This window comes from Bifidobacterium jacchi (assembly GCF_009078285.1).
GTDB lineage: Bacteria > Actinomycetota > Actinomycetes > Actinomycetales > Bifidobacteriaceae > Bifidobacterium > Bifidobacterium jacchi.
This window is the reverse complement of the sequence record NZ_RQSP01000042.1, coordinates 1-19409: the sequence shown is the minus strand read 5'-3', so window position 1 is coordinate 19409 and position 19409 is coordinate 1. Positions and strand designations below refer to the sequence as shown.

General features: G+C 63.4%; 8 protein-coding genes, 1 other RNA gene and 1 pseudogene. 2 read left to right on the top strand and 8 right to left on the bottom strand.

Translation table 11 applies throughout. The annotated features are described in order from the left end of the window. Window positions 1-776 precede the first annotated feature (776 nt). The 3 genes from topA to ffs form a co-directional block, all read right to left on the bottom strand. Window positions 777-3806 (bottom strand): type I DNA topoisomerase, encoded by a 3030-nt coding sequence (topA, locus tag EHS19_RS09025; RefSeq protein ID WP_151917425.1) that lies wholly within the window; start codon window positions 3804-3806, stop codon window positions 777-779. A 125-nt stretch (window positions 3807-3931) separates the two neighbouring features. Further along, window positions 3932-5380, bottom strand: coding sequence for a phosphatase PAP2 family protein (locus EHS19_RS09020; RefSeq protein ID WP_241677185.1), 1449 nt, complete (start codon window positions 5378-5380; stop codon window positions 3932-3934). 160 nt (window positions 5381-5540) lie between these two features. Further along, window positions 5541-5637: signal recognition particle sRNA small type (gene ffs / locus EHS19_RS09015), an RNA gene on the bottom strand. 127 nt (window positions 5638-5764) lie between these two features. Here ffs and EHS19_RS09010 point away from each other — a divergent pair. Continuing rightward, a complete protein-coding gene (locus EHS19_RS09010) occupies window positions 5765-8266 on the top strand; it encodes a transglycosylase domain-containing protein (RefSeq protein WP_421745535.1) in 2502 nt (833 codons plus the stop codon). A gap of 435 nt (window positions 8267-8701) precedes the next feature. On the opposite strand, the gene leuA is transcribed toward EHS19_RS09010, so the two are convergent. Beyond that, window positions 8702-10615: a 2-isopropylmalate synthase gene (leuA, locus tag EHS19_RS09005; RefSeq protein ID WP_151917423.1), complete on the bottom strand. Its 1914-nt coding sequence runs from the start codon at window positions 10613-10615 to the stop codon at window positions 8702-8704. Window positions 10616-11002: 387 nt separating this feature from the next. Between leuA and EHS19_RS09000 the strand changes: the two genes are divergently transcribed. Beyond that, entirely contained in the window at window positions 11003-12460 is a 1458-nt protein-coding gene (locus tag EHS19_RS09000; protein WP_175578397.1) for a metallophosphoesterase family protein, read from the top strand. On the opposite strand, the gene EHS19_RS08995 is transcribed toward EHS19_RS09000, so the two are convergent. The 4 genes and pseudogenes from EHS19_RS08995 to EHS19_RS08985 form a co-directional block, all read right to left on the bottom strand. Then, entirely contained in the window at window positions 12457-15054 is a 2598-nt protein-coding gene (locus EHS19_RS08995) for a PASTA domain-containing protein (protein WP_151917422.1), read from the bottom strand. The genes EHS19_RS09000 and EHS19_RS08995 overlap by 4 nt on opposite strands. Before the next feature lie 116 nt (window positions 15055-15170). Next, window positions 15171-17612, bottom strand: a complete 2442-nt coding sequence (locus EHS19_RS08990; RefSeq protein WP_241677184.1) for a PASTA domain-containing protein — start codon at window positions 17610-17612, stop codon at window positions 15171-15173. Window positions 17613-17684: 72 nt separating this feature from the next. Beyond that, a pseudogene (locus EHS19_RS11645) lies at window positions 17685-17750 on the bottom strand (zinc-ribbon domain-containing protein); the annotation flags it as partial. Window positions 17751-18630: 880 nt separating this feature from the next. After that, window positions 18631-19263, bottom strand: coding sequence for a DUF5701 family protein (locus EHS19_RS08985; protein ID WP_151917421.1), 633 nt, complete (start codon window positions 19261-19263; stop codon window positions 18631-18633). Window positions 19264-19409 lie beyond the last annotated feature (146 nt).

Here is a 19409-nt window from a genome sequence, read left to right as displayed (position 1 = left end):
TTAGCGCGAGTGCTGTAGCGCAGTAGCGCACTCTTGCTGTATGACCCTTGTGCATAATCCTTGGCTGTGCTGTGCTGTGCTGTGCTGAACCGGTCTGTGCTAGTCCGTGCTAGTCCGGACCCGTCTGTCACGCGATGCAAAAAACGGGTAAAACCGCGTCGCGTGACAAGCTGCGATCGGCTGCGATGCTCAGTCGTCGTGCTACGTGATTGCAAAACGGCGGAATTGCAATGATTTGGCACGGGGTTGTGCCGGGCTGAACCAGGCCGGTCTGTCACGCGACGTGAAAATGGGGCAAAACCGCGTCGCGTGACAATTCGGCCTGTCACGCGACGACGAAATCATCGATTATTGCATTCCATCCCACTGTTGTGTGGTTGTTTTGCGGGATGGGGCGCGCAGTAGCGCAGTAGCGCAAGGATTTCTCGGAAAGAAGGCGAACTTCGTAGAATCCTTGCGCTGGGACAGGGCTTAGCGCAAGGATTCTACGAACTCAAGGTTAATTCCGAAAGATCCTTGCGCTGAGATGCCGCCTAGCGCAAAGATTCTACGAACTCAAGGCAAATCCCGAAAAATCCTTGCGCTGAGATGCCACTTAGTTGCCAATCGGCAACCAATATGCCAGTGGCCGAACAGCCACTGGCCAAACAGGAAGCACGTCGTCTGCCTCACCAATAGTTGAGATTTGTTGCCCCCCTGACGGCGGTGACAAATCCAGCTAAGAAAAGCCGTTCCCGATCATTTGCGAGGCCACTAGCAGCCGACTTGGCCGCAGTCTACTTGGCTGAAGTCGACTTCGCAGCAGTCGACTTCGCGGTGCGAGTCGTGCGCGTGGTGCCACTGCTACGTGTGGTGCCGCCGCTGCGCTTGGACGCAGCCGTCTTTGCACCGGATGCCTTCGTGGTCGTCTTCGCAGCCGACTTGGACGCAGCCGACTTGGACACGCCCGTCTTCGCGCCCGACTTCGCCGACGAGCCGGCGGCCTTGCGCGTACGCCGCTTGGCGGGACCGGCCGCACGCTTCTCGGCGAGCAGACGGAACGCCTCGGCCGGTTCGATCGACTCCGGCGTGTACTGCTTGGGCACCGTGCGATTGGTCTCGCCGTCGGTGATGTAGGCACCGTAGAATCCGTCCTTGATGGTCACGGGCTTGCCGGTCTCAGGGTCGGGGCCGAGTTCGCGCAGCGGGGGCTTGGCGGCGCCACGGCCGCGTCCGCGCCCATACTTCGGCTGAGCGAACAGATCCTTGGCCTTTTCGATGTCCACCGTAAAGATCTCATCCTCACTGCCAAGGGACCGCGTCTCGGTCTTGCCGTCCGCCGCGGTCTTGGTCAGGTACGGGCCGTAGCGACCATTGTTGGCTTCGACCGTGGACTGGCCGATCTGCCCGGTTTCGGCGTTCGTCTCCTCGTAGGAGCCGACCATGCGCGGCAGGGTGAGCAGTCGCAGCGCATCCTCCAGAGTGAGCGATTCCGGATTCATCGTCTTGAACAGCGACGCCATCTTGGGTTTCGGCGCAGACTCGCTTTTGCGCGTGGTTCGCTTTGCGGCAACGGGCTTGGATGCCGATTCGGCAGCAGGAGGCACCAACGCCACATACGGTCCGAATCGCCCGTTGCGCACTTCGACCGTGCCGCCGGTGGCCGGATCGACGCCCAGCACACGCGGACCGCCCGAATGATGCTCGATGAGATCGTGCCCGGCTTCGACCGTCAGCTCGTCCGGAGCCATCGTGTCGGGAATGGACGCGCGCTTCGGATTGCCTTCGGCATCCAAGTGCTCCATATCCTCCAGATACGGGCCGTAGCGGCCGACGCGCACATGAAGCCCGTCGCCGATGTCGATGGTGTTGATCGCGCGCGCATCGATCTCGCCAAGCTGGGCGACCTGCTGCTGCAATCCGGCATGCGCCTCGTCAGCCGACTTCGCCGCCCCCTCGCCCGAGCCGAAGTAGAACCGCGTGAGCCAGTCCCGACCGGTCTGCTGGCCGTGGGCGATCTGATCGAGCCCGTTCTCCATGTCGGCGGTGAACGCGTAGTCCACGTACTTGGGGAATTTGGTCTCCAGCAGCTTGATCACCGAGAACGCCAGCCACGAGGGAATCAGCGCACGACCACGCTCGTAGACATATCCGCGATCGATGATCGTCGAAATGATGCTCGCATAGGTCGACGGGCGGCCGATCTCCTTGGCCTCCAGCGTCTTGACCAGCGAGGCCTCCGTGTAGCGCGCCGGCGGCTGGGTCTCATGGCCGTCCGCCTCGACCGAACGCGCATCAAGCCGCTGTCCGACCGTCATCGGCGGCAGCGAGACGTTCTCATCGCTTTTGCGCTCATCGCTTTTGCGCTCATCGCTTTTGCGCTCGTCGCCCTTGCGCTCCGACTCGGCCGCGCGCGCACCCGCCTTCGCCGCATCCGAGCCGGATGAGCGACTGCCATCGCCGAACGCCTTGAGGAATCCGGGAAACTCGATCACCGTGCCGGATGCCTGAAACACCGCCTCGCCCTGATCGCCGGCGGGAGCACTCAGCCGCACGGTGGCCGTCGAACCGGTCGCGTCGGCCATCTGCGAGGCGAGGGTGCGACGCCAGATGAGCGTGTACAGCTTGAGCTGGTCCGGCGGCACCTTGTCCGCCAGTTCGTCCGGATCGCGGAATCGAGCGCCTGCCGGACGGATGCACTCATGCGCCTCCTGAGCGCCTGCGGTCTTGGTCGTGTACTGTTTGGGAGCCTCGGAAAGATACGCCTTGCCGTAGTGATATTCGACCGAGGAGCGGGCCGCGGCGATCGCCTCCTGCGACAGCGTCACCGAATCGGTTCGCATGTACGTGATATAGCCGTTCTCGTACAGTCCCTGCGCGGCACGCATCGTCGCGCGCGAGCTCATGGACAGCCGGTTGCCGGCCGCCTGCTGCAGCGTGGACGTGGTGAACGGCGGCATCGGGCGACGACGATACGGCTTCGATTCGTTCGACATGACCGTGAATGCGGCATCACGCAGCGTCTGCGCGATCGCACCGGCCTGCTCCTTAGACAGTTGGCGGACGTTGTCCGCGAATCCTGCGGGCGTGAGGCGGCCGTCAGCGCCGAAGTCCTTGGAATTGGCCAGTCGTTTGCCGGCAAGCGCGACCATGCGCGCGTCGAAGGCGACGGACTCGCCCTGTGCGCCGGGCGCGGCAAGCGTGGCGACGATGTCCCAGTACGACGCCCGCACGAACGCCATGCGCTCACGCTCACGCTCGACGATGAGCCTGGTGGCGACCGACTGGACGCGCCCAGCCGACAGTCCCGGACCGACCTTGCGCCACAGCACCGGCGACAGCTCATAGCCATACAGGCGGTCAAGCACGCGGCGAGTCTCCTGCGCGTCCACCATATGATCATCCACGTCTCGCGTGTGCGACAGCGACGCCTTGATGGCCTCCGGGGTGATCTCGTGGAACACCATGCGCTTGACCGGCACCTTCGGCTTGAGCGTCTGCACCAGATGCCAGGCGATCGCCTCCCCCTCGCGATCCTCATCAGTCGCCAGATACAGCTCGTCGGCGCCCTTCAACGCGGACTTCAATTCGGAAACGGTGCGCTTCTTGTCGCCGTCCACGATGTAGTACGGCTTGAACCCATCCTCCACATCCACGCCGAACCGGCCGAACTTCGCCTTGTCGGCCGCCGGCACCTGACTGGGCTGGGCAAGATCGCGAATGTGGCCCACCGACGCCATGACGTTGTATCCCTTGCCGAGATACCCGCCTATCTTCTTGGCCTTGGTGGGAGACTCCACAATGACGAGCTTGCTGCCGCTGACCATGTCCGCTCCTTACATAGGTGTCCTACGGAACGTCATATTACCCATGAAGGGCGGTCAACGTCCCATGTTCGCGTGGCGAGCGCCGGCGAGATGCCGCCCACCCGACAGTTCGCCGCATCCTCGATCTACCGTTTCGATCGCTTCGACTGCCGCTTCGGCTGCCGCTGCCGCTTCTGCTGCTCCTGGCGGTTCGGCTGCTTCGGCGGGGTGGGCGGCGCTCCGATCAGACCCATCCGACTCAGCGGGGCGGCCGTCAGATGCCGCATCGACAGCACCAGCCCACCGGTCAGCGACGAAACCGCAAGAACGCCCACCACCGTCGACGCATGCGCGCCGTTCACCGCCCAGCCGGCGCTCAGCGACAATCCGGGAAGAATCTGCCAGACGACATACCCCGCATACACGCAGGCGATCAGCCCGGCGGTGATCATCACCGTGCCGACGATCTGCACGCTGATCGACGACACGCGGCGCCCCGGCGCATCCATGCCGGACGCGCGCGTGAACGACAGTATGATCAGCGTCAATCCCGCAACGATCAGCAGCGACGTGAGCACATCGCTCGGCCGGTGCCACTTGCCCGCGATCACCGACAATCCGACCGTTGACGACACCACCATGCCCACGACCGCGGCCAGCGCGCGCCCCTCGCGCGCGACGGCGATCAGCAGCAGCGCGCACGCCGTCGCGGCCAGCATCGTGTGCCCCGACGGCGCGGAATTGACGACCGGATAATTCGTATAGATGATGAACGGGCGCGGCAGCACGTATTTGAGCAGCGTCGCCGCATAGCACAGCGCGGCAAGCGCCACACTCTGGCCGATCAGCCACCAGCGGCGACGAATCGCCATGATCGCGAACGCGGCGAGCGCAAACGCGGCCGACACGGCGATCACCACCGGCGACTTCGTGAACAGGCGCACCACCGGCGCGAGCGGTCCCAGAATCGAATCATTGAAATTCGTCAGCACGAGATCGTCGTAGGATTGGCCGACCTCGGTCCATACGGCCGTCCACCACACCAGCGCGGCGAGCGCCAGCAGCAGAACGCCGAACACCGCGCACATCACCCGGCTGGAGAGGCGCGGGCGGATTGTCAGCGGGTCGAGTCGGGCGAGGGCTCGGTCGACGTCGTACTCATCGGTGGGCACAATGGCGGCGTCGGCGAGCGCCGCGTCGGCAACGCCGGTTTTCGCGCCGGTTTTCGCGCCGGTTTTCCGCGACGCGTCACTGCCGATCGCCTTGGCGAAGATGTCGTCGTCCTGCTGCCCGAGCGCCGCGGCGCGCGTCGTGGATGGGCCGGGGTTTGTGGACGACTGATTCGCGATGGTCTGCCGGCCGCCCGACGGGGATGCGATCGGCGGATGCAACGGTACGAACGGCGTTGGCGGCGTTGGCGGCGTGGCGAACGGCGGCTGATCGGATTGCCCGGCATGCTGTGAGCGCTCAGCCCGCTCTGTCGACCCGGTCGGATCGGCATGGGCGATCGGACGCGCCGAGTTCGGCGAATCCGTCGGCTTGCGTCCGCCCGAGTGCCCAGTGAGTTCTGGAAGTCCGTCATTCGTTGGTGTCATACCAAGACTCTACGGCGTTGCGGTCGATCGGCGAGGCGAGACGGCCGACTTCGGGGCAAATGTGCACAAATGGCATGGAACAGTGCGAGGAGCATCAGGAGAATCCCCGTCGAGCCGGTGCGCGCGCCGTTTGACGTGCCGTACCACACATCGGCGGAATACAGAAAAACCTCCGCGCACCCGTCAGAGGCCACTTACCCTTGCTGCATTCCTGCCCTGGGGGGATTGGGTGACGTAACGCCACGCGGAGGCTCGGTCCAGTATACACTACCCTCGGATAAACGGCCACCTCTCCGCGTTTTTTCAAGGGGGGCCGTTACGGTGGTGGGCATGGTCCTACAGTCACGCAGTGCATCATCGCAACCCTTCACCGGCATGGGCATCATGCTGGGGCGCGTCACGAGCGGCAGCGCCTCGACGCCCCGGCGCGCCCGTTCGGCGCGCAGCGCCACCGGCGCGGCACGCACGACGACAAGCCATACGCGAGGGGTCAGAGGCACCTCGGGAGCCCGCCACACGGCCGGCACTAGGCGCGGCGACACCGATCTTGACAACGGCCGCCGCCCATCGCCCCGCCACAACGGGTCGGGAGCGCACCGCGCACGCGGCTCGAAAGGACCACGCCCGAAGGGTCGCAAACGTCATCTGATCCTCAAATGGACGCTTGGCATCATCGGCGCGGTGCTGGCGCTCGGCATCGGAGCGTTCGCCTACCTGTACATCACCACCGAGGTGCCGCAGCCGGAGAAGTTCGCCCTCGCGCAGAAGACGACCGTCTATTACGCCGACGGCAAAACACCGATCGGCTCCTATGCGGAGCAGAATCGCGACATCATCAGCTGCGCCGACCTGCCCAGCTACATCGGCAACGCGATCGTCGCCTCCGAGAACCGCACGTTCTACACCGACAGCGGCATCGATATCAAAGGCATCGCACGCGCACTGTTCAACAACATCACCAAGGGGACGCGCCAAGGTGGCTCGACCATCACCCAGCAGTACGTGGAACGCTACTACGTAGGCGAAACGACCACGTACCTCGGCAAGGCGCGAGAAGCGATCATGGCGTTGAAGATCGCCCAGACCGAGGACAAAAGCCAGGTGCTGTGCAATTACATGAACACGATCTATCTCGGTCGCGGCTCATACGGCATCCAAGCTGCGGCACAGGCCTACTTCGGCAAGGACGCGAAGAATCTGACCATGCCCGAAGCGGCGATGATCGCCGGCATCATTCCATCCCCGTCCACATGGGACCCGGCCGACAACCCGACCATCGCCGAGCAGCGCTTCCATCGCATGCTCAACATCATGGCCGAGGACGGCTACATCACCACCAAACAGCGCGACGCGGCGACCATGCCGAAAACCATCGCCTACTCGACTCAGAACAACTACGAGGGGCCGAACGGCTACCTGCTGACGATGGTCAGCAACGAGCTCATCGCATCCAAGGCGTTCACCAAAGAGGATCTCGACACCGGCGGATACCGGATCATCACCACGATCGACCAGAACAAGCAGAAGATTATGCAGACCGTGGGCGACACCCGCCCAGCCGACATGCCGGCAAGCATTCAGGTGGGCGGCATCGCGGTCGATCCGAAGACCGGCGGCATCGTATCGATCTACTCCGGTTCCGACTATCTCAAACAGCAGCTCAACAACGCCACGCAGGCCGTGTTCGAGCCGGGGTCGACGATGAAGCCGTTCGCGCTGCTCGGCGCGGCGCAGTCGGGCGTGAGCTTCGACACGATCTTCAACGGCAACTCCGGTCAGACCTTCACGATCTCGCCCGGGGTCAGCGCACAGGTCAACAACGCGCTGAACAACAACTGGGGATACATCAACCTCTATCAGGCGACCGCGAACTCGGTCAACGCCGTGTTCATGAACGTCAACGAGCATCTGACGCCGAAGCGGCTCGCCGAAATCGCGCATCAGGCCGGCATCACCGGCGACATCGACGAAAACAGCGCCTACAACGTGCTCGGCATCAACTCGATCACCGTCAAGGATCTCGCGCAGGGGCACACCACCATCGCCAACAACGGCGTCAGAAACACGCTGCACATGGTCGCGCGAGTGACCGACGCCGACGGCACCGAACTCTACAAGGCGCTGCTGGAGAACAAGCGCGTGTTCGACGCGAACGACTGCGCGCTCGTGCAGAAGGCGATGCAGGGCACCATCCAGTACGGAACCGCGACCGAGGCGCAGGCGGTCGGCCGCCCGCTCGCCGGCAAATCCGGCACGGCGAACGACGAGAAGGCCGCCTCGTTCGTCGGATACGCGCCGAATCTGCTCAACGTGTGGGCGATCTGGAACCCGGACGAGAACGGCAATCCGCAGGTCGTGCCGCAGTTCGCCGGATACGGCATCTCCTCGACCGGATACCCGTCGCACCTGTTCACCGAGTACATGACGCAGGCAATGGCCGACATGCCGGTCGAGCAGTTCCCCACCGCGAAGGACGACGGCAAAGTCGGCGGCCCGGACGGCACATGGGGACTCGGCGGCTATACCACGACCAAGAAACCGTCACAGAGCGACAAGAACGACCAGTCCACCGACAACGGCAACGGCCAGCAGACCGGCGGCAACGACGGGACCAATGCAGACGGCAGCACCGACGGCAGCGACGGCGGTAACACGACAGGCGGCGGCAACAGCCAGCAGACCGGTGGCAATGGCACCGGCAACGGGACCGGCGGCAGCAACGGAGGCGGCAACAGTACAGGCGGCAACACCGGCGGGCAGCAGACCGATCAGAACGGCGGCGGCAACGGCACCACAGACACCGGTGGCACAGGCACCGGCACCGGCGAGACAGGTGGCGGCAACGGTGATGGGACCGGCGAGAACGGCGGCGGCAACGGGCAGTAGTCGCACAGCGGAGATTGGCGCGAGGCGGACAGTAGCCGCAAAGCGGGGAGCTCAGCACCTGATCTTGTCACGCGGCACTTGTCACGCGGCGCAATAATCGCGCGTTTTTGCGTCGCGTGACAAGCTGTCGAAACCAGCCAGATCAGACCGCTACACATAATGGCGGAAACCCGCCACTCGCTACAAGAGCAATCTGCCACGCGACGCGTTTCAGGCGTATTTTTGCGTCGCGTGACAATACCGCCTGTCACGCGGCGCAAAAAAGCGACAAAAACGCGTCGCGTGACAAGTAGGCAAGTGCGCACGTATGTGCAACAGGACCACAAACGCACACAAAAGAAGCGGCTGGCCTCCTGCAAGAGCATCTCCTGCACGAGGCCAGCCGCCTTATCACATATAGCGTCAGTCAGCGAAAGCAGAAACCTAAGTCCGCACTCAGCGCTCGGAGCGGTTGATCGCGGAAATGATCGCCTTGAGCGAGCTGGTGGTGATCGACGAGTCGATGCCCACGCCCCAGATGACCTGCGACTCCGGCGCCTCGCCGATCTCGCATTCCACGTAGGAGGCGGCCATGGCGTCGGTGCCGGCGGTCATGGCGTGCTCGACGTAGTCCATGACGGACACGTTGAGCCCCAGCGTCGCAACCGCGTTGAGGAACGCGGCGATCGGACCGTTGCCCACGCCGCTCAGTTCGCGCACCACCGGCTCGACGCCTTTCGCACCCGACGGACCGCGATCGAGCAGCTTCGCCTTGAGCACGGTGTCGGAACCATCCTCGCCGGACGATACAGACACCTTGAGCAGCTTGAGGCGACCCCACTGCTCCAGGCTTTCGTCGCGACGATCGCCGACCACTGCGCCGGCCGCGGTAGCGCCGGACTCCTCGACGGGAAGGTACTCGTCCTTGAAGAGGCGCCAGATGTCCTCGTCCTTGACTTCCTTCTTCGTGTCGTCGGCGTACTTCTGCACGATCTTGTCGAACTCCACCTGCAGACGCTTCGGCAGATCGAGATTGTGGTTAGTCTTGAGCAGATATGCCATGCCGCCCTTGCCGGACTGCGAGTTGACGCGGATGATCGCCTCGTAGGTGCGGCCGATGTCCTTCGGATCGATCGGCAGGTACGGTACGAGCCATACGAAGCTGTCGAGATCGGCACCGGCGCGCTCGGCGGCCACCTGGCGCGCTTCGAGTCCCTTCTTGATGGCGTCCTGATGCGACCCGGAGAACGCGGTGAACACGAAGTTGCCGGCGTAGGGGTGCCGCTCGGAGATCTTGATCTGGTTGCAGTACTCGACGGTCTTGCGAATCTCCGGCACGTTGGACAGATCGAGCTGCGGATCGATGCCCTGCGTGAACAGGTTGAGTCCCACCGTCACCAGATCGACGTTGCCGGTGCGTTCGCCGTTGCCCAGCAGGCATCCCTCAAGTCGGTCGGCACCGGCGAGCAGCGCCAGCTCGGCGGCGGCGACGCCCATGCCTTCGTCGTTGTGCGGATGCAGGGAGAGCACGACGGCGTCACGGTCGTCGAGATGCGTGGAGACGTACTCCACTTCGTCGGCGAAGACGTTCGGCGTGGTCATTTCGACGGTGGCCGGCAGGTTGATGATCATCTTGTGTTCGGGAGTCGGCTTGATGACGCCGATCACCGCATTGCACACCTCGACCGCGTAGTCCGGCTCGGTGCCGGTGAACGATTCGGGGCTGTACTCGTAGTACAGATCGATGCCCTGGGCCTCGGATTCGAGATCCTTGCACAGTTCGGCGGCATCGGTGGCGAGCTTCTTGATCTCGTCCTTGTTCTTGCGGAAGACGACCTCGCGCTGCAGCACGGAAACGGAGTTGTAGAAGTGCACGATGGCGCGCTTCGCCCCGCGCAGCGCCTCGTAGGTGCGGCGAATCAGATGCTCGCGGCACTGGGTGAGCACGACGATGGTCACGTCATCCGGGATCAGCTCACGTTCGATCAGCATGCGGATGAAATCGAAATCGGTTTCGGACGCGGACGGGAAGCCGACCTCGATCTCCTTGAATCCCATCGACACCAGAAGATTCCAGAAACGCAGCTTGCGCTCGGAATCCATCGGATTGACAAGGGCCTGATTGCCGTCCCTCAGATCGACGGAGCACCAGCGCGGCGCCCGCTGCAGTCGCTTGCCCGGCCACGTGCGCTCCGGGTAGTCAAAGGGAACCTGCTTGTCGTATGCGGCGTACTTGTTGTACGGCATGCGGCTGGGCTTCTGCGGATCTCCGATGAATCGCGCCGGAGGCAGCAGCGGGTCGTTGTTCCCTCCGTTGGATGCCGCGGCGACCGCCGCGAGATCAAACACAGACGATTGATCCTGACCCATGACTCCTCCTTTTCGTTCATGTGCTGGCCGTGATAGGACGGCCCAGTGGCATATGCGGGCATCTCGGCATGCACAATGCGCGCCGCATACGCCCTCGGTGGTTTACGTAGGCGTAACAATTGCGCCTTGCCCCCATCCTAGCGGCCGGCCGTCACAAGGAATCGGCGGCATTTCGTCATCCGGTCGCGCTCAGCCATGTCGCGCACACTCGATTGGTCACCGGGCACTCTGGTCACAGGGAGCGCCCGCGCCCGGTGACCAGAGTGCCCGAATCCATGCAATATCAAGGTTTCCCGAAAGCGGTCACAGGGAGCGCCCCGCACCCTGTGACCGAACCCGCACCCTGTGACCGGCGCGGCGCATAGCCGCGGGCATTACAGTGGAATCATGACACTGCGCTTTCGCAAGAACGGCACTTTCCGCGTGCTGCAGATGGCCGACATTCAGGACGGCCCCGCGGTCAATCGCGACACCATCCGCATGATCGAGGCCGCCATCCGCGAGGCGAAGCCCGATCTGGTGGTGCTCACCGGCGATCAGATCCGCGGATACGACCCCGCCTACATCGACACGTTCCTGCGCCGGCGCGGCGAGGAACCCGGAGCGCGAGTGCGCGCGGTAACGCACGTCGAGGCGTTCCTCAAGGGCATCCGCCCTCGCGTCGCCGTCAGCGAACTGGAGGGAACGCCGGTCCCCACGCTCGACGAGCTGCTCGACGCCACCCGAGATAAGGTGCGCGCCACGTTCGCCGCATTCCTCAAGCCGGTCATCAATGCCGGCGTACCGTTCGCCGCCACATACGGCAATCATGATTTCCAATGCGGCATCCTCGCCGACGAACAGGACGACATCTATCGCGAATTCCCCGGATGCCTCAATCCGAAGGCAGCCGCCGGCCACACCGCCAGCAATGCCAGCAATGCCAACCCCGTCGGCCCCACCGGCGACGCGCCGCGCGTGGCGGTCAGCTCCGCCAGCGCCATTGGACTGGAACCGGGCACATTCGCGCTGCCGGTGCTGTCGTCGGACGGCTCCAACCACATCGCGATGAGCGTCACGCTCGTCAACTCGGGCGACTATGCCGGCAATCCCGCGGAGAACGACGCGCAGTACCCGCAGTACGTGGTCAACTCGCGCGGACTGGATCTGGCCGATTCGGACGGCTACGGCACGCCCACCAGCGAGGCGATCGCATGGCTCGGCTCCTCGCAGCGTGAGCTGAGCGCCCGCAATGGCGACGGTCGCCCAGTGCCGACCATCGCGTTCCAGCATATTCCCCCGCAGGAGTACTATGACTGCCTCAAACAGGTGCCCGCATGGACGCCGAACGCGGTGGAGGGCGCACGCACGTTCGCTGGCCGCTGCTATGTGCTTGACGAGAAGGTGTGCCGCCCTGGATCGCGTCTTGGCGAGGCGATCGGATGCGCCGACGAGAACGTGGGCGAGGTCGCCGCGCTGCGCGAGGCGGGCGGCTATTTCGCACTGTTCTGCGGCCACGACCACAAGAACGCGTTCGTCGGGCATGTGCATGGGCTTGATCTGGGATACGCGCCGACCTGCGGTTTTGAATGCTATGGTCCCAAATCGCGGTATCGCGGCATCCGCCTGTTCGAGTTCCACGAATCCGATCCGGCCGCCTACGAAACGCGCATGCTCACGTGGGGCGAGCTGGTCGGACGGTATTCGAGCAACGAGGTGCGCGTGTTCTTCGAGGATCACTGCATCACGGGCACGATCTCGCTGCGCAACGATCTGCGCCGCCCGCAGGTGTTCGCCGCCGTGGCACTGACCACATCGCTCGCGTTCGCCGCCTTGGTGCGCCGCATCGCGCGCATGCTGCGCTAGTTCGAGCTGGTGCCGAATCCGGAGTAAAGCGTGTACTCGTGCTCGGAGGCATCGTTCTTCAGCGCCCACCCGGGCAACTTGGTGATCGTGCTGTCGACGGACGACAGATACGTCATGCTCCAGGTCTTCATATCGCTACTGAGCTTGGAGACCGCATAGCCTTGCGGATATGCGGTGAATGTACGGCACGGCTCAAGACCCACGGCTTCGCTCACGGTGATCTTCGTCTGGTCCTCGATACGCGACGACCCCTTGACGCCATCCACCTTGAAATCCGCGCATTGCAGCGTGTAGGTGCCGTCCGGGTTTTTCTTCGGCGAGGTGAACCGCCCGCTGAAGTTCGCCGCGGCAATCGACCCGTGAGTATACCCCTCGCCGGTATCGCCCATGTTGGCATCCGAATATCTGCCGGTGAAAGTGCCGTCCGCGTTGACCGTCATACTCGTGCCCCACGCGCCCGCGCCCGAACCCATCGAATAGTCGCCGGCGAACTGCTTGAGCAAGGCGCCACTCTGATCGCTCTGACCGCCCTTCGCAGCATCCGCAGAATCCGTCGAATCCGCGGAATCCGCCGCCGCGTCGCCCTTCGCGCTCACGTCGGCATCCGCAAGACTCGCCCAGTCCGGCTCGGCCGATTCAACCAGATAGTAGGCGGTTGCGTTCGACGGTGCCGGCTTGAACTTCACGTCGTTCTTGTCGCCGCTTCCGTCGCTGAAGTAGCCGGAAGACGGCACGAACGGGTTGTCCTCCTTGTTGAAATCGGTCACCTCGACACTGGTCTCCTTGTACAATGTGGGATCGCGGTACAGGATGAACGGCCGGTCGCCGTCCACCGCCTTCTGCTTCTTCGCTTCGGCAAGCGCGTCGGCATCGAAATAGCCGGTATCTTCGATGCCTTCGATATCGGCTCCAGCCGCCGCATAGACGAAGAAGTCGTTCATCTCATAGGTGGCGCCGGTCATCGTCCCCGGCTCATTCTGCACAACGCCGTTGTCACATCCGGCGAACCACGTGGAAATCGGCTGATCGCCGCACATCGCCCGTTCACCGCCCTTGCCGAAGTCGAACGCGCCGAGATGCTTCGCGACGAGTCGGTTCGAGGAGCCGCCCTTCGCCTCTGATCCACCCAACTCGCTTGATGTGTATTGGACGGTGCACCGTCCGATGTCACCGCCGTTGGTAGCGAAGCACTGCGAGACCAGATCCTCGCTGGACGGCTGGGCGCCGCCGCCCGCATCCGCCGCACCCCACTGCTGGTACATCTGCGCCTGGGCCTGCCCTTCGCCCTGATGCGCGATCAGCGTCATGCAGTCCTTGTCGCTTCCGGTCGGTTCGGCCTTGCAATAGACTCCCTCCGCCGCGTAGGGCACGCTGAAGTTCACGGCGTAGCCCTCACTGGTGCTGCGGTCTATCGCCAGATCGTCCACGGAACCAGCATCCACGCCCTCGTAGAGCACGACGCTCTGCCCGGATTGCAGCGGCGTGCCAGGGCCGGGAATCGCACCGACGAGCTTGCCGACGTATTTCTCGGACGAGAACCGCTGCTCGACGCTCACGCTGTAGCCCTGCGATTCCAGATCGGAGCGCACATCATCGATGTTCTGCCCGACGCGATCGACGCCGAGTCCGTCCCCCTTGGTGGCGACGCCGACGGTGATGCCTGATTCCTTGTCGGTCACGCCCACGCCGGGGGCGGGGTTGGTCGCCACGACCGTGCCCGTCGGGTGCTTGCTTGCGTCGTTGATGACGACCTGCTTGTAATGCACCGGCACGTTCATCGATTCGAGGGTGTCCGCCGCGTCGGTGGCCTTGCGACCCAGCGTGTCACTCGGCACGCCAGGACCGCCCGATTCGCGCACGACGACCGTGCTGCCGGGCTGCACGCGAGTGCCCTCATCTGCGCCCTCATAACCGACGAAATCGCCTTTCGGCTTGCCGGAGAACACGGTCTTGGTATGCGGTTCAAGACCCTTGGATTTGAGCTCGGCCACCACGTCGGATGCCTTGGCCGCGCCTTTGTCGGTCATTTCGGCGACGGTCGGCAGCTTCTTGCCGCCCCAGATCTCGTTGTTGTATGTGATGATCAGCGTCGTCACAACGGCCGCGATCGCCAGCGCCACGATGGCGGCGACGATGATCATGCGACGGTGCGGATTCACCACGGCAGTGGCGGCATCGTCAACCGTTGCGGCTGTGCCGACTGAGGCCGCAGTAGTGGTGGCGGTACCGGTGGCCGCAGCGGCCGTGGCCGCGCCACCGGCAACCGCGGCCGCGCCACCGGCCGACTGGCCGACGGGCTGGGTCGTTGCCGTCCGGATAGGTTGTGGTGGCTGGGCTTGCCATGCCGGCTGCGGCTGCGCGCCACCCGGCATGGCGGGTGCCGTATGCTGCGCAGCCGCATCGGGGAACGTCGGCTCCAGCGGCGGCACGCTTTGATCGATGATCGTGGTACCACCCGGCAGCGGCACCGCAGGTATCGACGGCGGCTGTGGGGAGGGCGGATTCTGCCGGTGGGCGTCCGTCGGCAGCGGCTTGCCGCAGTTCGAGCAGAACCGCCCGCCATCGTTTCGCGCCCCGCAATTCGTGCAGTACATCGAGTGCTCCCTTCTCGGATTCTCAGCCTCGTGCTGATACCCAGCCTACCCGCAGGACGTTACCCGCCCGTCAGGCACCTGTCAGGCGCTACTCGACTACTCGACTGACTACTCGACTACTCGACCTTGTAGAGCACGTTCTTGTCGGTCGGAGGCACGTTCATCTGATACCTCAATAGCTTCAGGAACGGCTTCGAGCTGTCGGGCTCGCCCTGACCGGCCACCTGCGGATCATCCGGATTGGTATTGGCAATGCCGTTATACTTGGCGCTGCTCATACCGGCAGGGATGTAGACCATATCGACCGGGCGGTTGATCTTGTATTCAGGATATCCGCCGCCCATGCACGCATCGTAGCCCTTCTCGCTGTCGCAACGGTAGTCGCTGTCGGGTCCCATGAGCTCGATGCCGACATCGTCGGGGATCTGCCAGCCCTTGTCCTTGCGCCCGGTGAGGGTGCTCAGCTGTGCGGACTTCGGATCGTCCGGGCTCATCGGATAGCTCTGGCTTCCCGAAAGCACGGCCTTGCCGGTCTTGTCGACGGTGACGCACATCGTGTTGTCCTTCAGGCAGTACTTGCCGGCGATCGGCGAGAAGTCGCCATCGTTGAGGGCAAGCCGGACCTCGGACAGCGACATGTCCTTCGCATCCTTCGTCTTGCTCGAATCCGACGAATCTGACGACTTCGCCGCATCCGAGGAGCCTGCGCCCTTGACGGAGGCATCCGCCAACGAATCCCAGTCAAGATCGCTGGAGACGACCAGATAGTAGGCGCTGTCGTTGCTCGGCGCGGGCTTGAACGCCACCGTGTTCTTGTCGCCGTAGCCGGTATATGGCAGGAACGGGTTGCTGAGGAACTTAGAGCCGGACTTGCGCGGCGAAGTGGTCTTGTCGTAGAGCTTGGGATCGCGGTAGAGCAGGAACGGACGGCTGGCGTCCACGGCCTGCTGCTTCTTCGCTTCGGCGAGCGCATCCTTGTCGAAGTATCCGCTCGATTCGAGCGCATCGAGATCGGCGCCGGCCGGAACCACCACGTAGAGATCCTGCATACGGTACACGGAGCCGGACTCCTTGCCGTACAGGTCGGCGTTGTCGCCGGCATCGACCATCTTGCCGTTGATGCACACTTTGGACGAGGGACCGTTGGCGTTCACCATCGTATCGCCGCACCAGTAGTTGGTGGCCGAGATGTGCGGGAACAGCTCGAATGCGCCGGTGTCGCCGGTGATCAGATAGTCGGCGTTGGTGCTGCTGCAGTACGCCTGCTGGACAGCGTCGCATGAGATGAGGGTCTCCGTGTAGCTGCCGCCGTTGGTGTAGGACGTGCCGTCCCGACCTTCCGTATAGGCGATGGCACCATGTGTGGATGCCGAGTTGTCGCCGGAATCGTCGGCTTTGAGCGTGATGCAGTCGCCGTCGGCTCGGCACCAGGTGCCAGCCGCGAGCGCCGAATTGCCCAACGTGCCGGTGGAGTCGGTGTAGGCGTCCTTGACGCCGCTGGAATCCACGCCATAGTAGAGGGTGACGGTGCTGCCGGAGGGGATCTCGCCGCCCGCGGCCGGCTCGGTGGCCACGATCTTGCCGGCGTCCTCCTTGCTGGACAGACGCGGCGCGAGCTTGACGTCGAATCCCTTGGCTTCGGCGGCCGACTGGGCGTCGGATGTGCTCTGACCGATGATGTCGGCGCCGAGTCCGTCACCTTCGGTGGCCACGCCCACGTAGATGCCCTTGTCGGTGTCGGTCACGGCCTGACCATCGGACGGGTAGGTGGCGACGATTGAGCCGGTCGGCTTCTTCGACGTGTCGTTGACGATGACCTGCTTGTAGTGGACCGGCACGTTCATGCCCTTGAGCTCGTCCACGACCTTGGTGGCCTGCTGGCCAAGGGTGCCCTTCGGCACGCCCGGTCCGAGCGACTCCTGCACGGTCACCTTGGAACCGGCAGACACGCGGATGCCGGCCTGCTGACCGTCATATCCGATGAACGATCCCTTGGGCTTTCCGGAGAAGATCGCCTTGGTGTGTGCGTCAAGACCCTTGGCCTTGAGACGCGCGACCACCTCCTTCGCGGTGACTGTCTTGCCGGTCTCCGCTTGCAATTCGGCTTCGGTGGGCAGCTTCTTGCCGCCCCATACTTCGTTGTTGTAGGTGAGGAACAGTGCGACGCCGGCTGCGATCAGCACCACCACGGCGACGATGATGCCGATGATGAGTCCTTTGCGGCTCTTGCCGGTCTTGCCGCCTTCCGTTGCATCATTGCCAGCGTTGTCTGCGACGGTGGTCGATGTGCTCTGCGCGGCTCGACCGCTGTGTTCGGGCCGCACGGGAGCGGAGGCAGTGGCAGGAGCGGCAGATGCGGCGCTCTCGTCTACGGGAGCGGAGGAATCCAGCACGGTGCGCGTCTCGTCAGTGACCGGCTGTGGCTGCTGCGGACGAGCGGCCTGCTGCTGCTTTGGCTGGGCTTGCTGGCCCTGCGCTGCCGCACCGGGCATGGGAACCGAGGCGAATCCTGATGGCACGCCGACCGCAGGACCGGACGGCATGGGAACCGGCGGCACCGAGGCGCCATGTACGGGGGTCGGCGGAACTGGCGCTGCAGCCGATGCGGCTGATGCTGGAGCGTTCAGCGGTTTGCCGCAGCCGATGCAAAACTTGCTGCCAAGCTCATTGTGAGCGCCGCAATGCTGACATATCATCGTCTTCTCTCCTCCATCAACGATGCATAGTTATCGTTCATATTGTAAAACGACCCACTCATATCAGCCGCCGCTTATCTCGCACATCCGATGCACAATCAAGGCACATCTTGCAAACAACTGAAACAACGTGCACTCACAGAACTTGCGAAAGATCGTGCGTTCCTCAGCGCTTGCGACACCCGGGCGCTTTGCGTTCCCCACCACTTCCGGCATCAGGACGCTTGCGACGACAGACACTTGCGACACCGAGCGCTTGTGTCCCAGACTCGGCCCCCCGATCTGCGCTCTCCCGATCTGTCCCGACCCTAGTCCGTTCCGACCTCAGTCCGACCCCATCAGCGCAAGGAATTCTCGGGGAAAAGGGCCATTTCGTAGAATCTTTGCGCTGGGACAAGGCTTAGCGCAAACATTTTACGAACTTAGGGCAAATCCCGAGAAATCCTTGCGCTAAGGGGGCCGATTGCGCAAAGATTTTACGAAATCAAGGATCTTTCCGAGAAATCCTTGCGCTATGAGACGTGCGCTATGAGACGCTTAGCGCAAAGATTCCACGAACTCAAGGCAAATCCCGAGAGATCCTTGCGCTACACGAGACACTTGCGCTGCTAGCGTTACTTGCGCTACGAGGCATGCATGCACACGGAAACTCCCGTACTCGGTCGCGTACTCGCGTGAACCCTGGCAATACCGAAAGAACCCACGAGAACACACCCTGCGAGAGCTCAAGGAGATCAGGGAGCCACACAAACCTGAGCATCAATCATGCGATCATGTACGAAACACCGCTGGCAGAAGCCTCCGACAAGGGCCGCCGACAAATGGCAAGGACATCTGTCGAAGATGTCTATCCAGCGTATCAATCAGCCCGGCGCAATGATCAGCGGAATAGCGAAACACCGCGGCGGGCGGCGCAATAGGCGTTGCCAAGCCACGTATGCTTGGAATTCGGCCAGACAGCACCCAAACGCGGCGCGTTCTGACTCATCCAGATGCTAGGCACGCGGCCGTCCGCCGAGCGCGATCCGAGCAGATTGAACCCGTTCTTCTCCAACAGCCATTCAGGATGCTGCGTTGCGATCGCCAACCCCTCCTCCAGAGTGAGCGGCAGCCGCTCGTCGGAATCGATCAGCTTGCGCGCCACATCAGGCTCACGGTTGATATAGCAGGTTCCGGTGTGAGGATCGACCACCAGATAGAACGGCCCCTCGGGCGGCTCGAACCCGTCCTGCGGCAGAAAACTCGCGATGTCACGCGGCGGCATCGTCGTGAAACCAGCCATGCGATAGATGCTGGTACGGGCGATCAGCGACTCGGGCGACACCAGCTCGCGCGTGGGCACCAGCAGAATCTTCGATCCGAGATCATGCTGCGCGTCCAGCCCCTCCAACACGCCGATCAGCGGCCGGGCGAGCGCGCGAAACGCGGCGGCGCTGATATCCGCCACGTCAGGATACCCCAATGCCACCAAGCGATCCAGCTGCCTGCGAGCTTCATCCGATGCGATAGACATACCCACCACACTACCAGCGCCGCAAGTCCTCGCGACAACCCCGACGTGCCTCACGTTTTTTGAGCGCGTAATGGTTAGTGGTGCCTCATTGGAATTGAGCGCGAACGGTACCGGTCCTGCTTGGCTTGTCGTATGGAAGGCAAGAT